At 35.2% G+C, this 25,002-nt stretch carries 16 protein-coding genes; 5 read left to right on the top strand and 11 right to left on the bottom strand.

The genetic code is table 11. The annotated features are described in order from the left end of the window. The 3 genes from A3EM_RS0120650 to A3EM_RS43125 all read right to left on the bottom strand — a co-directional run. A partial coding sequence (locus A3EM_RS0120650; protein WP_020530150.1) for a DUF4382 domain-containing protein occupies window positions 1-365 on the bottom strand: 365 nt, incomplete at its 3' end. A 163-nt stretch (window positions 366-528) separates the two neighbouring features. Continuing rightward, a complete protein-coding gene (locus tag A3EM_RS0120645) occupies window positions 529-1,602 on the bottom strand; it encodes a hypothetical protein (protein WP_157638000.1) in 1,074 nt (357 codons plus the stop codon). A gap of 375 nt (window positions 1,603-1,977) precedes the next feature. Next, window positions 1,978-4,128, bottom strand: a complete 2,151-nt coding sequence (locus tag A3EM_RS43125) for a cation:proton antiporter (protein WP_020530147.1) — start codon at window positions 4,126-4,128, stop codon at window positions 1,978-1,980. Between the two features lie 453 nt (window positions 4,129-4,581). Here A3EM_RS43125 and A3EM_RS0120630 point away from each other — a divergent pair, with 453 nt between their 5' ends. Beyond that, window positions 4,582-8,460 carry a PQQ-dependent sugar dehydrogenase gene (locus A3EM_RS0120630; protein ID WP_020530146.1) on the top strand — a complete coding sequence of 1,293 codons (3,879 nt, stop codon included), beginning with the start codon at window positions 4,582-4,584 and terminating at the stop codon, window positions 8,458-8,460. Window positions 8,461-8,867: 407 nt separating this feature from the next. Further along, window positions 8,868-11,222 carry an ABC transporter permease gene (locus tag A3EM_RS0120625; RefSeq protein WP_020530145.1) on the top strand — a complete coding sequence of 785 codons (2,355 nt, stop codon included), beginning with the start codon at window positions 8,868-8,870 and terminating at the stop codon, window positions 11,220-11,222. A gap of 243 nt (window positions 11,223-11,465) precedes the next feature. On the opposite strand, the gene A3EM_RS0120620 is transcribed toward A3EM_RS0120625, so the two are convergent. The 8 genes from A3EM_RS0120620 to A3EM_RS0120575 all read right to left on the bottom strand — a co-directional run bounded on the left by A3EM_RS0120620 (window position 11,466) and on the right by A3EM_RS0120575 (window position 21,531). Further along, window positions 11,466-12,278: a DUF2306 domain-containing protein gene (locus A3EM_RS0120620; RefSeq protein ID WP_020530144.1), complete on the bottom strand. Its 813-nt coding sequence runs from the start codon at window positions 12,276-12,278 to the stop codon at window positions 11,466-11,468. An 82-nt stretch (window positions 12,279-12,360) separates the two neighbouring features. Then, window positions 12,361-12,945, bottom strand: a complete 585-nt coding sequence (locus A3EM_RS0120615; RefSeq protein WP_020530143.1) for a Crp/Fnr family transcriptional regulator — start codon at window positions 12,943-12,945, stop codon at window positions 12,361-12,363. 47 nt (window positions 12,946-12,992) lie between these two features. After that, the gene (locus A3EM_RS0120610) at window positions 12,993-13,922 is read right to left on the bottom strand and encodes an alpha/beta hydrolase (protein WP_020530142.1); all 930 of its coding nucleotides are present in this window, start codon (window positions 13,920-13,922) and stop codon (window positions 12,993-12,995) included. 374 nt (window positions 13,923-14,296) lie between these two features. Further along, window positions 14,297-15,223 carry a hypothetical protein gene (locus tag A3EM_RS0120605; RefSeq protein WP_020530141.1) on the bottom strand — a complete coding sequence of 309 codons (927 nt, stop codon included), beginning with the start codon at window positions 15,221-15,223 and terminating at the stop codon, window positions 14,297-14,299. Window positions 15,224-16,307: 1,084 nt separating this feature from the next. Continuing rightward, window positions 16,308-17,069: a BRO family protein gene (locus A3EM_RS46060; RefSeq protein WP_020530138.1), complete on the bottom strand. Its 762-nt coding sequence runs from the start codon at window positions 17,067-17,069 to the stop codon at window positions 16,308-16,310. 42 nt (window positions 17,070-17,111) lie between these two features. Then, complete coding sequence (locus A3EM_RS0120585; RefSeq protein WP_020530137.1) at window positions 17,112-18,014, bottom strand: ParB N-terminal domain-containing protein; 903 nt, start codon at window positions 18,012-18,014, stop codon at window positions 17,112-17,114. 36 nt (window positions 18,015-18,050) lie between these two features. Beyond that, the gene (locus A3EM_RS0120580; protein WP_020530136.1) at window positions 18,051-18,791 is read right to left on the bottom strand and encodes a ParA family protein; all 741 of its coding nucleotides are present in this window, start codon (window positions 18,789-18,791) and stop codon (window positions 18,051-18,053) included. Window positions 18,792-20,139: 1,348 nt separating this feature from the next. Further along, entirely contained in the window at window positions 20,140-21,531 is a 1,392-nt protein-coding gene (locus A3EM_RS0120575) for a hypothetical protein (RefSeq protein WP_020530135.1), read from the bottom strand. Between the two features lie 442 nt (window positions 21,532-21,973). Here A3EM_RS0120575 and A3EM_RS0120565 point away from each other — a divergent pair, with 442 nt between their 5' ends. From A3EM_RS0120565 to A3EM_RS46055, 3 genes are all read left to right on the top strand, one after another. Next, window positions 21,974-22,921 (top strand): M28 family metallopeptidase, encoded by a 948-nt coding sequence (locus A3EM_RS0120565; protein WP_020530133.1) that lies wholly within the window; start codon window positions 21,974-21,976, stop codon window positions 22,919-22,921. Continuing rightward, on the top strand, window positions 22,918-23,376 hold the full coding sequence (locus A3EM_RS0120560; protein WP_020530132.1) for a hypothetical protein: 459 nt from the start codon (window positions 22,918-22,920) through the stop codon (window positions 23,374-23,376). Before A3EM_RS0120565 ends, A3EM_RS0120560 begins: the two co-directional genes overlap by 4 nt. Window positions 23,377-24,421: 1,045 nt before the next feature. Continuing rightward, complete coding sequence (locus A3EM_RS46055) at window positions 24,422-24,841, top strand: Fur family transcriptional regulator (RefSeq protein WP_020530130.1); 420 nt, start codon at window positions 24,422-24,424, stop codon at window positions 24,839-24,841. Window positions 24,842-25,002 lie beyond the last annotated feature (161 nt).

The raw sequence follows: 25,002 nt of genomic DNA, 5'->3' as shown, positions 1-25,002 counted from the left end.
GGCACTTTCAAATCAGTTGATTCTCCATCAATGGTTAATGAATTTTGATCTCCAAGTACTAATCTAATTTGGGAAAGATTTCCTGCAGGAAGTTCTATTTCTCCTAAAAAAGCCTCTTCACCATTGGTTAATTTTAAAATATCGAAAATTCCGGTCTCGGCATTTTCCAAGGACTGCCATCCTTCTTCTTCATCTCCTACATTAATATTAACTTCCTGAATATCAATGAGTACTTCTTCGTAATCGGCTGGGGCATCCACCAGTGTTACCTGGATTTTTGCCATGTTATTATCATCTTCACTACAAGCAGAAATGACCACAAGTATCAACCCTAAATACCAAATTTTTTTTAAGTAAGCCAACATAAATTATAATTTTAAAATGTTTAACAGGGGCATCTAAATTTAAAATAACCCACATGTACCAATGTATTAAATAACTGTTAATGATTTTACAATTATTATTCCATTACTTAATTAATTCTTCTAGGAGATACCGGGAGAGTGGATGTGAATTGTTCTAATCAGATTATTCAATAACAACTAATTTTTCTCTTACAATCTGTTGATTAGTAATTAATTCTACCAAATAATGATTTTGACTTAATTTTGGATTAAATTGTAGTAACCCGGATGAAGATTGATTCTGAATTATTTGAGAACTAATTAAATTTCCATTGGAAAGTTTATAAATATTGACTTGAATATCACCTTCATGTTTTTCGGAAAGGTCGATAAAGAATTTTCCGCCATCTTTATTTAAAGTGGGATAAATTTTAATTTCCTTTTGTTTTTCTAATTGGATAAAAATGACCTGGCTAAACGTAAAGTTTCCATCTTTATCCGCACTTTTTAATCTATAATAATTCTGGCTACCTCCTGGAGTATAATGGGTATAGGTAAATTGGTTTATATTATGGTTATGCTCAGATATATTAGTTATGGTTTTAAAATTAAGTCCATCCTTGGAATGAAGTAGCTCAAAATTGTGGAATTTACTTTCCGTACTTGTTTTCCATTCAAGCAAGACATTAGTTCCTAATTTTTCTGCTGAAAATTCTGCTAATTCAAGGGGTAATAATATTGAACTTACCCCATTTTCATCAAGGGAAACTACTCCCGTTAATCCAGTTCCATTCATACAATATGGAGGAGCATCCCCTACACTTGGCGGGTTATTAGTATTGCAACCTCCTCCGCCTTTTGCAATAGTATTTCCACAAATTCTCAATTGATTACTGGAGCTATTTCCTTTAATATATCCACCTGAAGCAATAATTATATAATTACCACAACCACTACCACCATCAGTTAAATCGAGTTTATTACTACTAGAAGGAAATTCCAAAATTCCTCCACTTTCAATTTTTAAACTACCATCAAATTTCTCATTGGAATCAGTAACCTGAACGGTCACCCCATCAGTAATAGTGATTAAATCTCCATCTTGTGGAGCTGAACCTGTTTCATCACAAACCATGTTATCCCAATCAATTGAACAAGGAGATGATCCCACACACGAAATCGTACAATTTTGTGCCGAGGCAAAGTTTTGAAAGATTGATATTGAAATAAAAAGGGCTAAGGTCATTAACGTTTTCATGTGTTGATAATTTATAAAGATAAAATTGTTAGTTTAGCCATGATGGCATTGAAAACTTATTGACAAAGGGTGTGCTTAATTTAAAATTGACAATAATTGATAAAAATCCAGCTAAAAAAACCCTTCTATCTGGATTAAGAGGGTTATTTCTAAATACAGGACAAAATTCCATATATTAGAAATAATCCCAAAAAAGGATTTGATTCTAAAAATGAGATAAAATCTCAAATATGGATTAGTTTTGAACTGCAATAAATTTGACTCAGGAATTACCATAACTTCATCAAACTAACCTATAGAAAATAATGAAATATGGCCAAAACGATTTAAATTTTTTCCATGATCCTACGGTTTACCCCTCCTAATTAAGAAGGATTATTTGTGTTTTAAAAATCTGGTAAAAAGCTTCACCATGGTTTCCAACTTTTCCATAGGATCTTCTATTGATGGATTTGTTAGGTTGATGTCAAATTCGCCAAAAATTTCTGTTTGCATTGGATAGACTAATATAAAATTAGTTTTAGTAAAATTTTGATGTAAATACTTAGGGATTGATAACATATAGGGTTGGTAAGAGGGTTGATCTTTTCTGGCTAATATAACCATTAGATTATCATTTGGTTTTAATTCTTTTTTAAGCGTAACTAAATTGTCCCAATCAAAGAATTCTATCGTGGGACAATCTATTTGATGTTCTGATTGGATTTTGGAAATATAATTCAACGCATTTGGATGCCCGTAAAACAGCATTTTTCCTTTAGTGTTGAGGGCCATGTTCCACATTTTAATAAGCCATAAGGGAAACCCTATCTCTTTTTCGGCATTTTCCGGAATTACTACCAAATGTCTTTTTATTGTACTGAGTGTTTGATAGGATTTATAAATAAAAATATTGGCATTGCATTTAGTGAGAATTCCTTCGGTAAGTTCGCCCAGGAAGGTATCTGAAATTCCTTTCTTAATATGAAAACCCAAAACCAGATCTGTCACTTTTTGCTCTCTTGCCACACTTACAATTCCATTTATAATATTTATATCGAATCGGATTTGTTCTTGTAAATAGTTATCAGTTTCCGAAGCCTTTAGGGTCGCTTGAAGAAGAAGTTTCCTGGCCTGTTTTTCCGATAGTTCATCCAGGCTATTGGTATCCACAATATTCAGCGCCATTAAACCATTTTTGTTCTCTTTGGATTTCAGTGCAATACTCAGGTTTATTAGTTCATCAATGGTATCCATGTTGCTCAGGGAAATTAAAATCCTTTCAGGTTTTCCTGTATGATCGGATTTTACGATTGAGGTGATTTCCTGCAAGGCAATATTTTTTGCCCCTTTTTGTGTGACGAATGAGGCTATAGTACAGGTTATTAATATCATTAATATTGTCCCATTTAATACATTTTGGTTGAGTAACCTCAAAGGTTCACCATCAGCAGTTTCTCCAATAACAATATTATAACCTACTAATACAGCGGCTAAAGTAGCTGCAGCCTGTGCATTACTCAATCCAAAAAAAATTCGTCTTTCATTTACCGAAAATCGAAATGTCTTTTGGGTTAGCCAGGCAGCTAAATACTTTGCGCTTGTAGCAATAATTACCATTACTGAGGCCACTTTTAAGGTATTTAAATCTTTAAAAAACACTTCATAATCAATCAACATTCCGACACTCAACAAGAAAAATGGGATAAAAATGGCATTCCCTACAAAATTGATTCGATTCATTAATGGAGAGGTATGAGAAATAAGTGGGTTGAGGGATAAACCTGCTAAAAATGCTCCGATAATAGCTTCTATCCCGGCAAACTCGGCTAAAACTGCTCCTGTAAAAACCATTACCAAAACGAAAATATATTGGGAAATGCTATCATCATTTTTTTTGAAAAACCAATAAGCAATCTTTGGAAATAAAAACATGACTATCAAACCAAAAACAGTAATTGAAAAAATCAACCTTACCCAAAATTCAGTATTTACTTGTCCTTTAACCATGCCCACAATCACAGCCAATACCAATAATGCCAGTACATCCGTAATAATTGTCCCTCCAATAGTGATGTTTACCGCTCTATTATTTGTAATGCCAAATTTGCTCACAATGGGATAGGCAATCAATGTATGGGAGGCAAACATGCTCGCCAGTAAAATTGAGGTAATAACCGAAAAGTTTAAAATGTAGGAACCCGCTATAAAACCTAAACCCATGGGAATGGAAAAAGTATACATACCAAAAACTATACTTTTAAACCTATTCTTTTTTAATTCGGGAAGATCTATTTCCAAGCCGGCTAAAAACATAATGTACAGTAATCCGGCTGTACCCGAAAGGATAATACTACTATCTCGTTCTATTAAATTAAAGCCATGATTTCCTACTATTGCACCAGCTATTATCAAACCTAAAAGATGTGGAATTTTTAGCTTATTAAATAAAATAGGTGCGAATAAAATAATTAATAAGATGAGCAAAAATTTGGGCACTGGATTTACCAAAGGAAAGGTAAAATCGATTGAACTGAACACTATCATTAAAAAAAGTTTAAAAAATGATATTTGTGATGTTCTGCTACTTATTCCACCCCTCACCTGAAGTTCACCAAAGTTTTAACCATTTTGTAATTAATGTCTAAAATCTCTTTAGAAAAGAAACCGGGCATTAGCTACTAGAAAATGGTCACTTTTAGACGACTTCCTAATCAAAGCTAATTTAAATATTTGACAGGAGGAATTTTTTTATTTAAAAGGAAATAAAACAAGTTTAATTTCCAGCCCTGCTCTTTCTACTAACTAATAGATTTTTAAAAAATAAACTGTCTGGTATTTAGTGACTTAACCATTGTTTACCGTCATATTTTTACATACAAAAATGAGTATAAAATAGAGGAAAACCAGTAATATCCCTTGTTAAAACTGGCTAAAATTAAACTGGCTATATAATAGACTTCGCCTTTAATTACCTGTTTACAAAACTTATTTCCTGAAATGTTTAAACTACTACTTTTACCTGTTATTCTAGTGGGATTAAGTACCCTGGAATTGTATTCCTTTGAAAATATTCCGGATAAAAAAGAAGCAAAAATAAACGCTTTTTTGCCTAGCAGTGATTTTAAGGATGAATTGGTTACATCGGGATTAGAACAACCTACAGACATCAAATTTTTACCCGATGGCAAAGCGCTGATTTCCCAAAAAAATGGGGAAATATATTTTATAGATCCTTATACAACCTCCCCAAAGCTTTCCTTATTTTTAAAGCTTCAAAACATCAATGCACAGTTTGAAAGAGGCTTGTTAACCATGGCCATTGACCCGAGTTTTTCCTCCAATAAATACTTGTATGTTTATTATTCTACTGCGGATGGAAGGCTACGCCTTTCCCGGTTTACCTCTTCGGGTAGTACTGCTTCTTTGTCTAGTGAATTTATCGTTTGGCAAACAGCCACAAATTATCTCAATTTGGCCGTGCATATCTACCACATTGGAGGAGCTATGGATATTTCCGATGATGGCAAGATATTTTTGGTAATTGGTGATTTACTTGAACAGGACAAGGCACAGGATTTAAAAAGATATAATGGCAAATTATTAAGGATAAATAAGGATGGAAGTGTTCCCACTGACAACCCATTTTACAATGGAGGTGCTTCTACAGGACCCAATGGGGAACTGAAAGAGATTTATGCCTGGGGATTGAGAAACCCATTTAAAGGTCATTTCGATAAGGTTAGCAAAAAGTTTGTAATGGGAGAAGTTGGAGGCAACGACCATTCAAAATCCTGGGAAAATATAAGGTATGGCATTAAAGGCGCTAATTACGGCTGGCCTCACTGTGGTGATGCAAACAGAGACAGCAATGGCAACTGTACTGATCCCAAATATGTAGACCCAGTATTTGCTTACAAACATATTCCCAACAGGGGTAATTCAATTACCGGGGGATTTGTCTATAGAGGGGGAAATTATCCCTCAAATTTTCAAGGTGTCTATTTTTTTGCAGATTATGCTCAAAGCTGGATCAGGTATTTGGAGATGGATAATAATCTGAATATTACTGCCGCAGGGACTGGAGAGAACAGGGCTAAAGAATTTCTTTCCCCTAAAGGCACTTTTGGAATGGTTGACATAGAGCAAGGACCTAGAGGAGAAATCTTTTACTTAATGTTTAACAGAAACAGTGTCAATACAGGAGAATTTCGCAAAATCTACTATACCAAAGGAAATGTCTCTCCTATTATTACCAAGGCAATTGCAGATAAAACTACCGGAAAAGCTCCGCTTACGGTAAAATTTACCGGAGAAGTATCTTATTCGGGAAGTGCAGCTTTAACCTATAAATGGGATTTTGGGGATGGAACGAATGCGAATTCACTTGTAGCTACTCATATTTACTCTAAATCAGGTACCTATAAAGCAAGATTTAGCGTAAGTGTACCCGGTATAACCGTGCAATCTGAGGAGATAACCATAAAAACCGGGCAGCCTCCTATAGTTAAAATTACTTCTCCTGTAAATAAGAGTAAATTTATAGCAGGGCAAAAAATAGTATTTGAGGGCACTGCCACAGATGATGGTCCTTTATCCGAAAGTAATTATATCTGGCAGGTTTTATTTCTTCATAATGATCATACTCATCCTTTTATCAATAGTTATGCTGGGAAAAAAGGGGAATTTACCATTCCTAAAAGTGGGCATAGTTTTCAAAGCTCCACCGGGTATATTATAGTACTTACCGTAAAGGACAGTGAAAATTTAACCACTTCGGAAGCCGATACACTTTACCCTCAAAAAAGCAATGTGTCATTTGAAACAGTGCCTGTTGGCTTGCAGGTTAATTTAGATGGTTTACCAAAGTCCACTCCATTTGTTTTGGATGAATTAGTTGGTTTTGAAAGTCAGGTTAATGTGGCATCTCCCCAGGTTTTAAATGGGAAAAATTATCAATTTGTAAGCTGGTCTGACAATGGCGCAAAAACCCATAATATATCCATACCATCAAGCCATACGAAACTTACAGCATATTTTGAAGAAACTAGCTTACCGGTCGCTTCTTTTATAGAAGCTGAAGATGTTTTTCAAAAAAAGACAGATATGGGAAATAATCCCATAGGTAAAGTCTATGCCAGCATTTTAAGTAAGCAATCGGGTGTTTCGATATTTGATAAAAATGACAAGGTGGGTTTGAGTTTTAACATTTCGACCGCCTCCAAATATCAACTAAAGGTACGTTTACGATCAGGCTATAATGGAAATAATAAGGCTTACTGGCCTGGTGGATATAGCTTTAACCTGGACGGTAATTCCATCACCTTTACCGGAATTGAGAGTACAATTTCCAGTTTTTCAGGTGAACTGGGAGGCATTTATCTGGGTATTATGTCATCCCCAGAGGTTCACTTAAGTCAGGGAGCTCACTCGCTTGAAATAATGGCCAATAGCAGTTGGGGTTTCATAGATTATTTAGAACTCATAAACCTGGGAAGTACAGAAAAGAGCGATCCAATTGCAAATGCTGGAATAGATAAAACGGTATTTCTTCCTCAGAACTCTGTATCCATTGTTGGAAATGGAAGTGATCCGGACGGAGGCCTTGTTAGCTTTAACTGGACTCAGGAATCAGGACCTGGTTTAGCCACACTTACTGGTAAAAATGCCAGTACCCTTATTGTTGGTAGTTTGATTGAAGGCGTTTATAAATTCCGCCTTACTGTAAAAGATGATGAAAATGTATCCGCGTTCGATGAAATGCTGGTTACAGTAAAATCCAGTCCATCTGGTGGAGAAGTAATTCAAAGTCTAACCTTAATAAATACCATAAACAATCAGCCAGTTTCGGGATATGATCCTATTGCTACGAATGCAGTTATCAATTTGCAAACACTTCCTAGTCAAAATATCAGCATAAGGGCCAACACGGCAAGAAGTGTAGGCAGTATCAAATTTAATCTGTCGGGTTTTAATGGAGGATTAAACCATACCCAAATTGAAAGTAATGCACCATATGCTTTATTTGGGGATAATGCAGGAAATTTCCATCCCTGGCTTCCTCAAAAACCAGCCGCAGGCCACCAGTATGATTTACTGGTTAATGCCTATGACCAGGCGGGAGCAAAGGGAAATATCATTGGTGCTTATGCCATCAAAATTTCCTTTACAAGCCAAAACCAAAGTACAGATGGTGGAGTAATTCAGGGAGTTTCCCTGATAAATGCTGCGAATAACCAACCCATCGCAGGTTTTGACCCTATTGCGCAAAATGCCGTGATTAACTTAAATGTTTTGCCATCTCAACAACTCAATATCCGGGCAAATACAAATTCAACTGGTATTGGTAGCCTAAAATTTGAGTTAAAAGGATCCGGTGGCGGAACAGATCATCAGAAAATAGAAAGTGCTGCACCTTATGCATTATTTGGAGATAATGCAGGTAATTACAATCCTTGGTCGCCATCTGCTCCTAAGAGTGGTTTTAATTATAATTTGTCCATAAAAGCCTATAATCAATCAGGTGCAAATGGAAGTGAAATAGGAAATTTTACCATTAGTTTCTCCTTTAGTAACGGCAGTTCAAGTGCCAGGTTTGTAGCTTCAAAAGAAGAAGGAAATTTATTCCAGGAAGAAGTGGTAATCTACCCCAACCCAAGTTCAGGGGAATTTTTTCTCAATCTGAACGTGTTGGAATTTGACCAAATTGAAATTACAATTTACAACGCTATTGGACAACAGTTTTTCTTTGGCAGTTATACCGGACCACAACAAACTAAAATAAACCTGCAAGAAAAGGGAGCTGTAAAAGGTATTTATTTTGCCAGAGTAACTAAAAACCAGCAATTATTAAATAACTCAAAAATTCTAGTTCAATAATTCCGGATAGAGGCTATAACATAGCCATGTGGAAGCAATGATTAATTCAAAGGCCTTCTGTTAGGTTAACAGGAGGCCACCTTCCACAGTCCTTAAATTCAAATGATATTTCTTTTTTTATAATTCACTTCTAGAGCACTTTAATTAATTGCTCATCTCCTCCCTCCCCTACTCTGCTAAATTGATAGCAAATCATTTGTGAAACTCAAAGACCGATCAAAAACACCTTATAACAATGAAAAGCATCGGATTGCATTAAAATTTATTACCTTAGTAATTATAACTGGTTTTCATTCATAGCCTGATTGTTTTGTTTGGAGAACAAGTTGAACAAAATTGGAAGATTTTAGAACAACAATTATCTCTTCCGTTTCCCTAAGCCTGTAAAAATTTTTTTGAACTGTTTTATGATAAAAAACTATCTAAAAACCTCGCTCCGAAATATCCTTCGACACAAGTTATACACTTTCATTAATATCCTTGGATTAGCCGTAGGAATTACTGCAAGTATTTTCATACTTCTTTGGGTAACAGATGAATTATCATACGACCGATTTCATGAAAATTCCGATCGCATTTTCAGTGTTCTAATCAATAATTCTTACCCTGATGGTAGAATCGAAACGTTTCCTGCAACACCGGCTAAATTGAAAGAAGTTATAGAAAGTGAGATTCCAGAAGTGGAAATGGCCGCTCAATATAGCTATGATACCAGGATGTTAATTCAGTATGAAACCAGCAGTTTCAACGAGACCGGATTATATGCTGACCCCAGTTTATTTCATATATTTAGTTTTCCCATTGTAAGGGGTAACCCTGCCAAACCCATCTCTGATATTAATTCCATAGCTATTTCTCAGAAATTGGCCAAAAAGTTATTCCCACAAGAGAATCCTCTGGGTAAAACACTGTCAATCGGTAATGTGCACGATCTCACTATTTCGAGCGTCTTTGCAGATATCCCTAAGAATTCAAGCCTTCAATTTGAATTTATTATTCCTTTTGAGCTTTTTGTAAAAGAAAATCCCTGGACCCAAAATTGGGGTAGTGGTGGTAATCGGACAGTGGTTATGCTGAATACCGATAGTAAGGAGGCAAACCCTAAATTTTCAAATCTCATTAAAAAGAACTGTCCTGAATGTACCACAACGCCTTTTCTTTTCCAATTCCAAAAGTCAAGGCTATATTCAGATTTTGAAAATGGAATAAATGTAGGTGGACGAATTCAACAGATTTATCTGTTTGTGGGAATTGCCATCCTTATTCTCATAATGGCTTGTATTAATTTCATGAACCTCTCCACAGCCCGATCAGCCAGTCGAAGTAGAGAAGTGGGTATCAGAAAATCAATTGGTGCTCAAAAAACAGGATTGATAATACAGTTTATTACAGAATCAGTGCTTTTATCATTTATTGCACTTTTGTTCGCCTTATCCTTTGTGCAATTGTTGCTTCCTTTCTTTAATGATATTACCGGCAAATCCATTCAATTAGACTTTACCCATCCCATATTCCTTTCAGGAGCCTTTATCATTACCTTAATTTGTGGATTGCTGGCAGGAAGTTATCCCTCCTATGTTTTATCAAGATTTAACCCTGTGAAGGTATTGAAGGGGGATCACCAGTCAGGCCTTACAGGTAGTAAATTACGTAAAACGCTTATTGTCGTTCAGTTTGCCACCTCAGTAATACTTGTAATTGGAAGCATTGCTTTGTACAAACAAATAACCTATATCGGCAACAGGAATCTTGGATTTGACAAAGACAATGTTATGGTTCTTGACCAAAATGAGGGAATAATTAATAATTATGAAGTGATCAAGAATGATTTATTACAGCTTCCTAATGTTAAGCACATTGCTTTTGGTGGAAATAATATTTTTACAGTCCCTATCACTACTACCGATCCCATTTGGCCTGGCAAAGTTGAAAACTCCTCTATTAGATTTAAAATTTATCGGTGTGACCAAGCATTTATTCCCACGCTTAATATTAAACTACAAAAAGGGCGAAATTTCATTGAAGATCAGGATGCGTCCAATTATATTATAAACAAAAAGGCGGCTGAAGTGATGGGATTAAGTTTAGAAGATGCAGTCGGTTCAGAATTGGAAATGTGGAATGGAAAAGGGCGAATTGTGGGTATTACTGAAGATTTTCATAATGATAATCTCAAGTTCGGAATAGAACCTATGATTTTTATGTATTCTGAAAATATTGGTGCACATTACTTCATCAAGTTATCGGGACAGGCTCCAATAACTAAGCAGGTCGCCCAAATAAAAAGTGTTTTCAGGAAACATAACCCCGATTATCCATTTGAGTATACTTTTCTCGATGATGTTTTTAATATGGAATACCAAACTGAAAGGGTTATCGGGAAACTCTCTTTAAGTTTTACTTTCATAGCCATCCTGATTTCATGTTTGGGGTTATTTGGTCTGGCCTCATTTACAGCAGAAAGAAGAAAGAAAGAAATCGGGATAAGGAAAGTATTGGGCGCTTCAATTGGAAACTTAACCTTTATGGTCTGCAGTGACTTTGCATACCTTGTATTTGTGAGTTTATTTATTGGTTATCCAATCGCCTGGTTATTCACCAATCAATTCATGGCTGGTTATTTTTATCATACAGAAATAAGTTTCGCCACATATGCATTAACAGGATGCTTTATGCTACTGGTGACCATATTTTCTGTGGGATATCAATCCATTAGCGTGGCCACATCAAATCCAATTGACTCTTTACAATCTGAAGGTTGACCTGAATGCGGCCATGGGATTCTATGAATTTAACAAGGCTATTGGGCTGACATTTAGGGTGACACAAATTTGGATTTGCCAATGGTCCTCCAACCAATAATTGGACTTTTCCCTTATGCTTGTATCTTTTCTTAACTCTAAATTTTTCTACGTGTTGAGCAGGATTCCATCCTAAATTGTTCCCACAAACAAATGGAAAAGCAATTAGGGTCCGTAAAGCATTAAAAGAAATTTTTCAATAATTCAAAGTCTTGGCAACCACATACCCATTGTAGCCGAAAAGGTACCTACAGCTATACAGCAGGTGAGAATTAAAATGAAAATAGATATTATAAGTCTTGGCTTACCTGATTGAGATTGTTTCGCTTTAAAGTAAAAAGTTGCCAATATGACGGGCAAGATATAACTAAAAGTATATAACATATTAAGAGCAGGACCTTGAAATGTATTCATATCAAAACCTACAGGGGCCTGATGAATAGTGAGCCACAACATTAAAAACACCCTAAAAAACCAAACCCCACTCATCGCCAGGAATAAACATATTGCCCATTTTCTATGAACCTTAAGGTTTCTTTCAATGGCAAATTTTGCCGTGTAGAAAGCACATACAATAATCAGGACTCCATTAATGGTGATAAAGATACCCCCCGGCAATCCGCCAACAGCATCTCGAATCCATGTCAGATATAAACCGGCAATACTTATCAAAAAAGCTGTACCTATATAAATACGACCATTTATCCTATGAAACTTTGGGAACCTGGAACGCACTTTTTTTATAAGCTGGAGTGGGCCCCCAATAGTAATTATAGCTGCTAAGGCTATGTGTATGCCAAAAACAATGTTCCCTAAAATGTCTTTTTCAACATAACCGTGAGCACTAGCTTCATTCCACCGCTCGAAGTCACCCGCAATACCACTCACACCATAAAGCCCAAGAATGTAAAGCGCAAAAAGGAACTGTCCGAATACCACAACAGTAAACCAAATGTTGACAGATATTTTAAGAAATTTTGAGTTTTCAGTTTTCGAAATTAGGATTGTAGATTCCATCTAAATAATTTTTGATGATATACAAACCTAAAGTTTATATGATCTAAACTACTTCACAAATGTGAAGAAATTAAGATTGTCTTCATCGGCTCAAATCCTTTCTAATTCGGCTCAAACTACCTGGATTGATTCCTAAATAAGAAGCTATATATTTTAAAGGAACGTTTTGAATGATAGTAGGATGGTTTTTTTGCAGTTTCAAATACCGTTGTTCAGCCGAAAGGGTAGTAAGGTCCACAGCTCGTTGTTTGTTAATTTCCAGTTGCTGTTGTAAAATTTGTATGGTGTAATCCCTTTGTGTTACGCCCAGTTTTGCAGTAATATCCACATCGTTTCTTTTAATTCGGAGTAGTTCACAATCGGTAATGCAATGTAAATTTTCATTTGATGGTGTTTTATTAATAAAATGATCATAGGAAGTGAAGAATCGGGGTCCATCATTGATATCAGTAGTAATTTCCTGACCATTTTCGTCTAAATAAAAATTTCGCATATAACCAGAAACAATAAAGTTATGATATTCTGGCACTTTTCCTGAGGGCTCAATTATGGTATCTTTCGTAACGAAAGCAGGCTTAAAATACTTTCGGCATATTTCCTGATCAATCGGAGGAATATCTATCAGCAAACTTATATAGTCAAAAAGTATTTCAAAATTAGCCTCCATTGGTATTTAGATTTTAGATTTTCAAAAAGTAGATTGATGTTAGCTTTTTATTTGTCAAATAGAAATTCTAATGGAATATTAAGCCTTTTATTCCAAGCATTTTCACTATGATTTTCTCCGGGGAAATATTTAGTAAGCCAATTACTTTGGTCATATCCCTTTTCTATCATTATCTGGTCTACTTTCTTTTGGATTTCCGGGTAAAAACTATCTAATGTTTCATCGCCACAATCAAAGTAGATTTGATGGTTTATGGGATTCGGTAGATTCTGCTTTAAATATTTCAGGAATGCATCAGGTATTGGATTATTTTCAGCAGTAAATGTCCCAATCCAATGTGTAGACAAACAAGCTGCCCCGCCAAACAATTTAGGATACTCGCAAATGGCATACATTGAAATCAGTCCTCCCATGCTGCTGCCTGCTACATAGGTATTTTTTCTATTTGTATAAACCGAATATTTTTGGTCGATATAGGGTTTTAATTCTTCAGCCATAAATTTTAAATAGTTATCAGACTGGGGACTAAAAATTCCCGATATATCCATGGAAGCCCTTTTTAATTGTGCGGTGACTGTGTCCTTTTCAATTTTCGATAATGATAAAAATGGCTTCTGTGGGAAATAATCCGGGTGTCTTGTTTCTCCTCCATTCCAAATACCCACAACAATAAATTTCTGGAGCTTATCGGTTGTAAATAATTCAGCGGCTACATCATCTATATTCCATGCTTGTTTATTCCAGGAGCTTTCAGGGTCATACAGCATTTGTCCATCATGCATATACAACACAGGATATTTTTCCGATGCTGCATAGCCTTCTGGAAGCCAGATATCAATATTTCTTGGAGTTACATATTTTGATTCAAAATTTTCAATACGTTCAATTTTACCACTAGCTACCTTAGGAAGAGGATTCTGTGCGGTTGCAGAAAGGGTTAAAGCTAAAATAAATAAGGTCCCAATTATTTTTTTCATTTTCCAATAGGTTAAATATCAAAAAACTATTTACCAGTAGTATATCTGCTTACAGTTAAGATAAAGACTGGGTAACCATAAGGGTGGTGAAATTAAACATGGAGTCTATTTCTGATTGACCAACCCTAAAGATAAAAAAATTGGGTTAAAACTGAATTGGGAAATAATTATAAAAAGTTGTTACCATCAAAATCCCCCACCCCACTGGAATCTGATCACAAATTATTAGGCTTTTTAAACCATATTATTACTCCATTTAATCCCTTTATCTTAATGGTCATCACTTTTAGTATTTCTGCTCATACCATCTGATCAGTAATATTAGCCTGTAGAGGATGCTGAAAATCCATTCCCAACCACCAAACTAAAAAGTTTTATTGTTGAGAATAACTACTAATGGCAATTTTCTTTTCTGAATATTTTTGGGTGCTCCAAATATGGAGTTTACCCTTTTTATCCACCTGTAAGCCTGCTGCACCATTGAAATCCACATTATTTTTACAATGAAAAGCTTTGGAATCGACTTTTTCCATTATGGCTTTAAATTCCCCAAGCTTACTTACTAAAATCAGGTCAGCAAATCCCCTTTTCTCTTTTTGATAAAAGCCAATAGCATAAATTGCTTCCTGGTCTTTAATAAGATTGATCGATTGATAACTTCCCCAATCTTTTGGGGCTTCAAAACTATGTACCATTTTATGCTTATCCTGATCGGGATCAATCTGATAAAAATCCCAATTTCGGCAATCCCAATTTCCAACCACTGCCAGGAATTCGTTTTCCATTTTTAATAAACCCAATGCACCGGCTGTATATCTTTTCTCTTCCCCGAACCGATCTATTTTTATTATTGGATTACTGTTTTCAAAGCTTTTATCATGGATATTGTACAAACAAACCTTTGAGGTAGTTTTAGCAAAATTATCTTCAATGCCAACTGCTAAAAATGTATCACTGGCCTGTATTCCGCCTGCGTGTCTGTAAGGGTCCTCCATCAGCACAATAATTTTTTCTGACTTTTGGGACTCAAAGTCCACCTGTAAAAGGTACGATTTGGAAAGTGAACTTCCTGAAATTAGTAATTTTTTCCTCCCATCTTGTTCAATTAATTGAACCCCCTGAAAGTGACCCGATTTGGTGGGTACCTTGATTTCATTTTCAATCATGAAAACCTCTGGTTCCGAATGAAGTGCTTTAAAAGCACTGGGAATATCTTTAACATACTGCCCGGATACTATGATTGGAAAATGCAATTGAATCACAAGCACGAATAAGATGACAGCCAAAAAGTTTCTTTGCATTTGGGTTGTTTTTTTGATGAAAAATTAGTCCCTAAAGTTGAATAATTATTTCACCTAAAAAAAGGAGCGGATTGTAAAATAAATAAGGCTGAGAAAGGAAAATGAATTCTACAAATCAAAATTCTACTTTATTCTTCAAAGTTTGACCCAAAAACCATGTAACCAAATATGAAAAAGTGTAACCATTTCGTGAATTTTAGGCTCTATTCGGAAATGGTTACACTTTTTTAATCTTTTTTATTTAAGGATTTCCCCTTATCGGATGTCGGAATGTCAACCCCTTTGGTTAACTAATCTTTTATAAAAGAGAATAAAAGACATTTATCGGGTTTTCATTAACCTGATTAACATTTGCCAGTTCCATCCCTTGATAACCATACCTAGATTTTAGATTATCTCATTCCTGCTTTCCCACAAAACTCACTAGTGTCTTGCCCATTTTTAATCTTCTTCCCCTGGATTGACTTTAAATATTGACCAATCTGGGGTTTTCCATATTAGTAATATTTTACTGATTTTTTGGGAATGGGTACCTCTTTGGTACCCACAATGGGACCCATAAAACCGCTCTAATTGGCTGTAAATGCTATTGTGGTACCCATTTTCATCAAAAAGTGGGTACCAAAATGGGTCCCAAAAATCAAATAAGTTGTTGATTACCAATAACTTACAAAAATAAAGGCTCGGGGGCTGCCCGATCCCATCTTGCTTACCTTTTCCCCCCGCCCGAATTGGCCAAATCTCAAGGAAAAAATAACCTCTTTTTCTTCTCCTTAGAAAAAGCGCATAAGGAAAAAGAAACCAGGAAAAATAAATGTAAGGGAATTAAACTTCTGGTAAACCAAAGTTTTTGCTGAAATTTTAAGGTTTTAAGCGCTTTTGATAACTCCAATTAGTTTTAATTACTCATAAGGTTAAAAAACAACAAAACCTCTTAGAGCGCTTTAAATTGATTAAGTTTCGTTTATGGGAGGAATCTCAGAAAATTGGGAAAGCTCAATAAAGGTTTTCATAATTGGAGAAAACCTTCAAATAGCGTAATAAATGCGTAGCGTTTCTATACCAGATATTTACTGGTACTCTATTATTCAATTTTTTTTCCGCCCTTCTTCCCTTTCAATTTTTTCAAATCTTTTTCTGCAGGTAAGTCTTCAGGTTTCATTCCTGTCTTTTCACTCAGCAAGTTTCGGACTCCCTCATTATTTTTGGAGTGATTATCATTAACCTCCTGTTTCCCTTTCAGGTCATGTTGTGTGGAATTGATGTTGGTCATCTCTGTGGCAAAACCCTTTCCGTGTAATAAAAGGGCATGCATAAATTCATCAATGCTTTCGTCCTCCCCTATTCCATACTTCTTCTTCATGTCAGTGTTATTGAACAAAGCATCATCCCCATTCCTAATAATTTCATCAAACTCTTCTTCGCTCACTCCCCTACCCTTAATATTTTCGTATAATCTGCTTTGGGATTCTTTCAACTTTCGGAATGCAGCCAGTCTTTTATTGGTTTTTTCATCGATAGCTCTTCCTCCTACTTCTGCCAGCCAGATCTTGAAAGGCTCCGCATTTTTGGATGGTACCGACTGGATGATTCGTAATAATCCTTCGTTATCCGCACAATCAGTCTTGTACAATTTTTTGTCTGAAAGAGACGGCAATTTCAGTTGTCGCCAAACTGGCGACAACTGAAGATCGGTAAAGGCTTTTTTCTTTAATTTTGACCAGTATTTCCGTGGCTCAGGGCTTTCTGTTAAAATAGCAATTACATCCACCACAGCGTAATAGCGATTCCCATCCACCATTAAAGTCCTTATTTCCTTGTCATAAAAAAGTTTTATTTCCTCCATAATTTTCCAAATCCAAAAAATGCTTTTTTATCAACTCTCGATTTAGTTAAAAAGAAGCCCTTTCAGTTCGCTTAAAGATTGAATAGATTCTTCCAGAGCCTTTTTGTCTTTCTTATTTATCGCCTTTTCAATATTGTTGAATATTTCTTTTTTCAGTTTTTGTATATTGGGAGAAGTTTGAGTTTTCTCTGATTGAACACCAACCTTTTCCACAGCCTCCTGCCAGGTTTTCCCTTTCTTTATAATATTACCCACTTTTTTAGCCCCAGCCGGATTGGCTTCTACTAATTTGGTTAACTGCGTCTTGGGAATTTTAATTTCCTTTTTCAGGATCTTTTTCCTTAGCTCCAAATCATCGCCAACCAGCGTATCTACAGCATCCACAAATTTTTCATCACGTTGGATAGTGCTACTTGAAACGTTATGTTGCTCTGCCAAAATCTGAACTGTTCTTTTCGGTTTTTTCCCCCCTTTATTTTCAGCAACCAGGTCCTTTTGTCCAACCTGCCAGCCCTGCTTTTTCTTTTCCCTTTTATACTGAAGTCCCCTCAACCAGGATTTAGTTTCTTCGGTAACATTTCTCCTGCCCAACTGGTTGTTTATCATCCAGTCTTTGGCTACTTCCACATCCTCAAAATCCTTTACAAAAATCTTAAAATCAATGCGGTGCTTTTGACAAATTTTATAACGGTTATGGCCATCTATTAAAGCATATTTGTCTTCTTCTTGCTTCCACAAAACAAGTGGTTCGCGACAACCTTCATTTATAATATTCTCTTCAAGCTGAATAAATTCCTCTTCCGATAAAGGGAAAATCAATTTTTCAAATTCCTCAAGGATTACAATATTTTCCTTTATCTGAGTATCACTATTTTGTCCCTGCTCCTTTGCCTTTTGGATGATATCTGAAATACCACCTTTATTTAAAAATTTCTTTTTCGCCATTTTGTATTTTCCAGATTCCTTTCTACGAATAATTGCTTATGCATTCGCTAATATTTCTTTACATAAATTTAAATAATCCTCAGCACCATGGCTGTTAGCATCATAATCAAAAATGTCAGCCCCTGCAGCGCTCGCTTCTTCAAGTGCTACGTTTTGCCTGATACAAGTGTTAAATACTTTATCGGAGTAAACATCTCTAACGGTATCAGCCATTTCCCTCCTCAAAACTGTTCTGTTTAATTTGGTCAGCAAAAGCCCTTCGGTTCTCAATTCCGGGTTCAGTTCTTCTCTCACATCATCCACTACATCAATTATGGTCTGTAGTCCCTTCACCGACAAGTAAGCTGATTCCACCACTACCAAAATACTATTTGCAGCAATCAGGGCATTAAGTGTCAAAATTCCCAAACTTGGTGGGCAATCAATGAGGATATAATCGTAGGATTTTGCAAATTTATTGAGCGCCTTCTTCAGCTTAAAATACCCGTTAATCTCCGATTGCAATTTTTGCTCAGCATTCATATAAGAAAGTTCTGAGGGCACAAGATCCAGATTCTCTGATATTTTAATAACAGGTAAATCTTTATTCTCGCACATGGTATCATAAATGGATGTTTCTACATTTTTTATACCGGTGGAAACGGTCAGGTTTGCCTGGGGGTCATTATCTACCATCAAAACTTTTTTCCCATTTATAGCCAGGGCTTTTGATAAATTTTGTACAGTAGTGGTTTTCCCCACTCCTCCTTTATGATTAACTATTGTGATGACTCTCATCAATAAATTTGTTTGTTTCTATTTATGATTAATTTTTCAAACTTATGAGATTTTAATATGTATTCAAATTGAATACATATTAATTTTAAGAATAAATTTCTTTATTTGATTTTTCCATTTCTCAAAAATCGAATAAAGAAAATAAATTATTTATAATGGATAAATTATTTAAATTATATGGGTGAAAAAATTTATATAAGCATCTGTATATCAACGTTTTAAACGTAACATTATTTGCAGACTATCGCCAACTATGTTACACTTTATAGCCAACCATGCTACAGATTATCGCCTGAGCTGCTACAAATCAAGGACAACCCAGCTACAAACTATCACCAACCCTATAAATGAGGTGAAATTTTTATAAACTTACACACTATCGCCAACCGCCCTGGAAATAAAAATTCTTACTGATTAGCGAATAAGAATAAGGGAAACAAAGAAGTTTTACAAATTTTTGTTACAGATTATCGCCAACTAAGCTACAAATAGGGACACACTTAGTATGAGTTAGTTTTTGTTACCAACTATCGCCACCCTCAATTCTTTTTGTGGCTTTAAATTCTTCTATTTGCTACAAACTATCGCCAACTCCAGTTTCAAGTACCAGCCCTCAGCCTATTTATGAGACCCTTTTCTATGTTACTAACCATCGCCAACCTTAAATGTTACCAACCATAGCCAACCTCCGGAAGATTTTTTTAAATTATGCACAAAGTATTTCAACTTTTTATAAAACTAAGCTACAGATTATCGCCAACTTTTAGAAATTAAAGCATTAAGTATCTCATGGTTTTTGAAGTAAATGACTGAGAATTAGAGGATAAGAATTAATAACCATTTTGTTACTAACTATCGCCAACTTTAAAAATTAATATGCTACAAAAGAGGACTGGAAATTTGAAATAACATCTGTTTTTGAAATTATCAGTAACTCTTGTTTTTTGGGGATGCTACCAACTATCGCCAACCAAAAGATTTCATGATTTTTTATGCGCACTAGAAGGGCATTTAGGATTAATAAGTTACAAACTATCGCCAACCATGATATTCAAAAAAATTCCCTTGGCAATCTTAATTGAAAGTTGGAACAAGTCGGGGAGAAGATGGTTTCAATGCAGATGCTAACTAAATCTTATCTGGTTTGGAATATGAGACTGGTATTTTAAGTTTCAGAGTTTCTAACATAGGAAAAGAGTTCATTTGTTACCAATTATCGCCAACCATTAAAATTTTGCTAATCTTTGTGCAATGAGCTGAGTAAAAAGAAACCTGGGTGTTACCAATTATCGCCAACCTTGTAGAAACAACTATTCAGAGAGTTAAAAAAAGAAAAATATGCTACCAACTATCGCCAACTTCTATCCTTAAAGTAGCTGTCATTAATATGAAAAATATATTTCTGTTCCCCCCAGTTATTTACCGTCTCTTCATATTTGGTAATTATCCCCAATTCGATAGCACATTGGAAAGCCTGATTAAATCGATCGAGAATTCTGGATTTCTGCCTGGACTCCACATATTTCTCCAACCGCATTACAGAAATCATGGTATCATATTTCATCTCAATTTTTTCATTGGTATTTTTCTGAGCATAAGCCAATAAGTTTACAATGAAAAACTGAATAGCAGGGGAGACCCTTTTCCCCCCAAGAGCTTTCACAATATCCTTATTCAGGTATTTGGGTACATTAAAGTAATTCCGTTGAAGGCCTTTTAAAAACACACCATCAATCACTACTTTCAGACTATCCGATACTTTCGTTTTATTGGTTGATTTATTGTATTCCTCTGTTTTTTCAATATTCTTAATATCAATTAACCTTCGGATTCGGATGCCCCTAATGGTTTTTCTGACATTCTTATTTTCAGTACGGTATTCATATGGCAGTACGAATTCCCTGTTATGCAATTCTAATAATGCTTTCTTAGCTTGTTCACGGGCTCTTCCCCCATATCTCATTTTGCCATCCTTTTCCTTCTTTTTGGTTAAGCCGAATAAATCATAATACTCGGATAAAGTAAAATTCATAATGGCCGAATCCAGCTCGTCCACATATTTAATACTATTTTCCGAAACTGCTTTGTTCACAATGCCATTGACTGCCTGAAGCGCTTTTAATTCATTGATAGAAAAATCCCGGGTAATGAGCTGCAGGGTATCATCCGGAATTCTTTCTTCAATAAAGGTGGGCAGATCTAAAGATTGCTTGGGATTATTGGGATCCTGAACTTTATTGTTTTCAAGAATCTGGGTAATTTTCTTATTGAATAAATCCAGATCTTTTTGTTTTTCAATGGTATCCTTCTCAGAAAAAATGGAGAGTTGTTTATCATTCAAATGTCTTCTGGTCATTACCTTTAATAATTCATGACCATGACGAATCACATTTTTAGAAGGATCTTCCTTTAATTCCTCCTCCGAAAATTGTTTTTTAAAAGCTATTGCCAGAATATGGGCAAGTGATTTTATATAATCCTCTTTATCCGATTTTTCCTTTTCTCCGTTAAGTTTTAGCGCATCACTATTGGCAAACTTTTCCAGTTCTGGTTCCAGAGGCCCCATCTTTCGCATTACCTCCAAAAACCTCTTATATGCCCCAACAGCCTCGGTTACATCTTCCATTTTAGATACGGAAATTCCATTATCTAAAACTTCAAGTACTTGTTTGGTAATAGTGGTAGAGTACCCATTTTCCTTTAAAAAATCCCCAATGTTAGTCTTAAAACTTTTATCCATTCTAGCGTAAAATTCAACTGAGTACTTGTTTTTATTACTATAGAGTAAAAAAACTTTTTACTTTAAAGTAAATATAGATAATAATTAAAATAGATGATAATAATAATTTACTGCAATTTTAATAAATTGTGGGAGTATGGTTCACTATGGCTATTAAAGTTTTTATGTATATCAGGAATTTTTTTCTATATGTATTCAAATTGATTACATATGAAATCAGGTTAATAAAGGTGAGGTTTGGCCCTTTGATTAACTTTCAGGCACGATTCCATCCATTATGTAATCAGGATAGGTTGTCTTTCATTTTTTGGATTACTTATTTGCCTGAGCTAAATTCACCATGCAAGGCAAACCCCCTTGGTAAATATTCAAAGCTATACAAAGCTCAAAACACAGGGCTTTGTCAGGTTTACCAAACAGCTCAATACAGCCTATTCAGGAAATGAGAAATATCCTTAAAACATTATTTTTTAGTTTAACTGTAATCGCTTGTCAAAGCGAGAAGAATGTGGGTGTTTTAATTACGGAACATTTGCCAAATACTAAAGCTGAATATCAACAGACAATAGTTGGCCAATTATCAGGAAAATACACATTGGGGAATAATACAGTAATTAAGAGTCGTTGGGCTAATGCGGAACGTGAAATAGCAAAAAAATATCTCAAAGAACTCATCACCACTTTGGGCACTGAGGCTAATGAACATCAGTACACCTCACCAAATCTCAATCCGGCAATTGATTTAATTCTTGATCCTTTTAAAGGAACTAATATTTATGGAATTCTTCCTTCTACAAATAAAAGCTCAGAATATGTTGTACTTGGAGGACACTACGACAGCGGAAAACGAAATGCACCAGGGGCTATTGACAATGCTACCGGAATCGCACTGATTTATAGTGTTGCCAAAGAACTTTCGGCACTTCAAAATAGAAATAAAAACATAATTATCGTTTTCTTCGACCAGGAAGAGGAAGAATTAATAGGCAGTAAGGCCTTCGCCAAACTATTAAAGCAAAGACAGTGGGATATACACTCTGTTCATTGCTTTGATATGGTTGGTTGGGATGCGGACAAGGATAGGGCAATGGAAATTTTTTCCGGTTCGGCATCTCTGATAGAAATTTACAAAACTGTGGCTGATCAAAGAAAAATTCCCTTAAAAGATATACTTATTGATCCGGTTGGTTACCATAATAATTCAACTGATTTTGATGCATTTGTCCCTTTAGGTTTCAACGTAATAGGTGCTGGGGAGTGTTTCTATCACCGGGACTCAACTCCTTACAAAGATAGTCCGGATGATACCTTTGATACCGTTGACTTCGAGTACTTGTTATCTTGTTCGAATTTAATAGAAAACATCATAAAAAAGATAATTTCAGAATGAATGAGGTACAACATAAAATCTTGAGTATTTTTAAAGCGCATTTATTTTACGGAATTGTATTAGCTTTCTCGTTATTTTTCTTCTTTTACAAAGGCTTTTCTTATTTAGTTATAGGTAGTTATGTTCCACTGATTTTAATATCAGCAATAATGGCACTGTTTATTTTCAGTTCACGTAAATCAGAAAAATCATTTAGGAAAACAATTGGTCTTTGGGCAATTTTAGTTATCATTTGGTCTTCGATCAGGCTATTATTGGGTCTGGTAAATCAATTTATAAAACCAGTTCCTGAAAGTCATGTAGCGGAACAACTTGGCCTTTTTGGCTCTTTATTTAGTTTGCTATTTCTATTCGGAGCTATTTATTTATGGAGGTATAAAAATAGATTATTTGAAAAAAAAACTGACAATTGTAGTAGTGGTTATGATTCCAGAGGGTCATGGGTATCCCATTGAATTTTCCTGAGTGTTAAAAAAACTATTGAGAATTAGGCTTGGGAAAAGTCAGGTTTATTTTAATTGAGAACATATAATAACCTGGTTTTGCTTTAGAAAAAGCTAAGGTTAATAAATATGGTAGGGTAGGGGAAGCACCCTTTATTTTTGTAATAATTGTTATTTTTTTGATTTTATTAAGACATAGAAAGCCTCAATAAACAAGAAATAATAGTCTTTGACAATTTTCTACCAAGTATTTCCCATTTCAAAATATGGCTTCTTGGTTCCATTAGTGATTATATCCCCGGTGAAAAGTTCGTCTTTTACTATGTTATTAGGGGTAATCGAATCACAAGATAATCGCTATTATGCTGAAATAATATCAAGGGGTTATCCTTTACCGATTGAACCATAAAAGAAAATGTTCCTGCCCTTTACATTAATTCGTACAAAATTTTAATCCCCTAATCTGATGGGTTATTGGTCTTTAAAAATTAATTGCAACAGAGTTGCATTAATAAGCTAAATTATCTATTCTTGCAACCATGTTGCATTTGAATACAGCTTTTAATTTTTCAAAAACTGCAACAAATAAAGTTAAAGAAATAAGCCAAACTTCACTATGCTTGAAGCAATGTTGCCGCTTTTTTTTGCAGTTTTCATAGGAATACTATTTCATAAAAGTGATGTCCTGGTAAGCGGTATTGCGGTGGCAGGTTTTACGGCAACCTATCTATATTATTTTATCATATTGATCTATTTCATCGAATGGGAGTTTTCCAAAGCTTTTTCAGGGGGATTTATTTACAGCCAAAAAATTGTAGTCTTTAAATGAATCGTGAAAGCCTTATGTTGATTTTGAAGTTGTTCATAAAAATTGCCTCATGGAACTCCTATCTGCATCCACAAACTAAAAAATAAATAAAGGACTACAAAAGCATAGTCTGAAAACTGGAAGGTTAGATACAATGATGAGTAGCCTGTTTAGATATGAAAGAAATCGCTGGAAAGCTTACCAATTAAAAAATACACCTGAGTTTTATTACCTTAAATCGATTAATCAATGAGTGCCCAAAAAGCTATTAAATTGTTGAAGGAAAAAAAGAAACGCGTAACAGAGCCACGAGTAGCCTTATTGAATTTTCTAATGAGTCGTCCAAAAGCTTACCCCTTGAATGATATAGTTGATGCATTGTGTGTGCCAGTGGACAGAGTGACCATATACCGCGCTCTTCATACATTTGAAGAAATTGATTTAGTAGTGAGAATGGTGGATTTCAAAGGGGTTTGCCATTATATGTTCAAGCATGATATCCATCTGGATGGGGGTGCTCATCCCCACCTCCGGTGTCGAGGATGTGGGACTATAATCTGCCTACCTGACCTTCCAAACGAATACCTTGAAAAGCTTGAGCGATTTAAAATTGAAGATATTTACTTTCTCATGGAAGGCCTGTGCCCTAATTGTTTACCCTCTTGCTAAGTTTTTAATAATTAAAGATTAAACAAGATGGGACCCCTAATAGGGGAAATAATGCTATTCCTTTCCCTTTAGGAAGGCTTTATAAGATTGATCTTCCCCTATAATATTATTTTGAATGACATTCCCCCTTGGTATTTTCCCAGAGCTTTTTGCCCCGATTA

The organism is Flexithrix dorotheae DSM 6795 (genome assembly GCF_000379765.1).
In the GTDB taxonomy this organism is placed as follows: Bacteria; Bacteroidota; Bacteroidia; order Cytophagales; family Flammeovirgaceae; genus Flexithrix; species Flexithrix dorotheae.
This window is presented reverse-complemented; position numbering and strand designations above follow the sequence as displayed.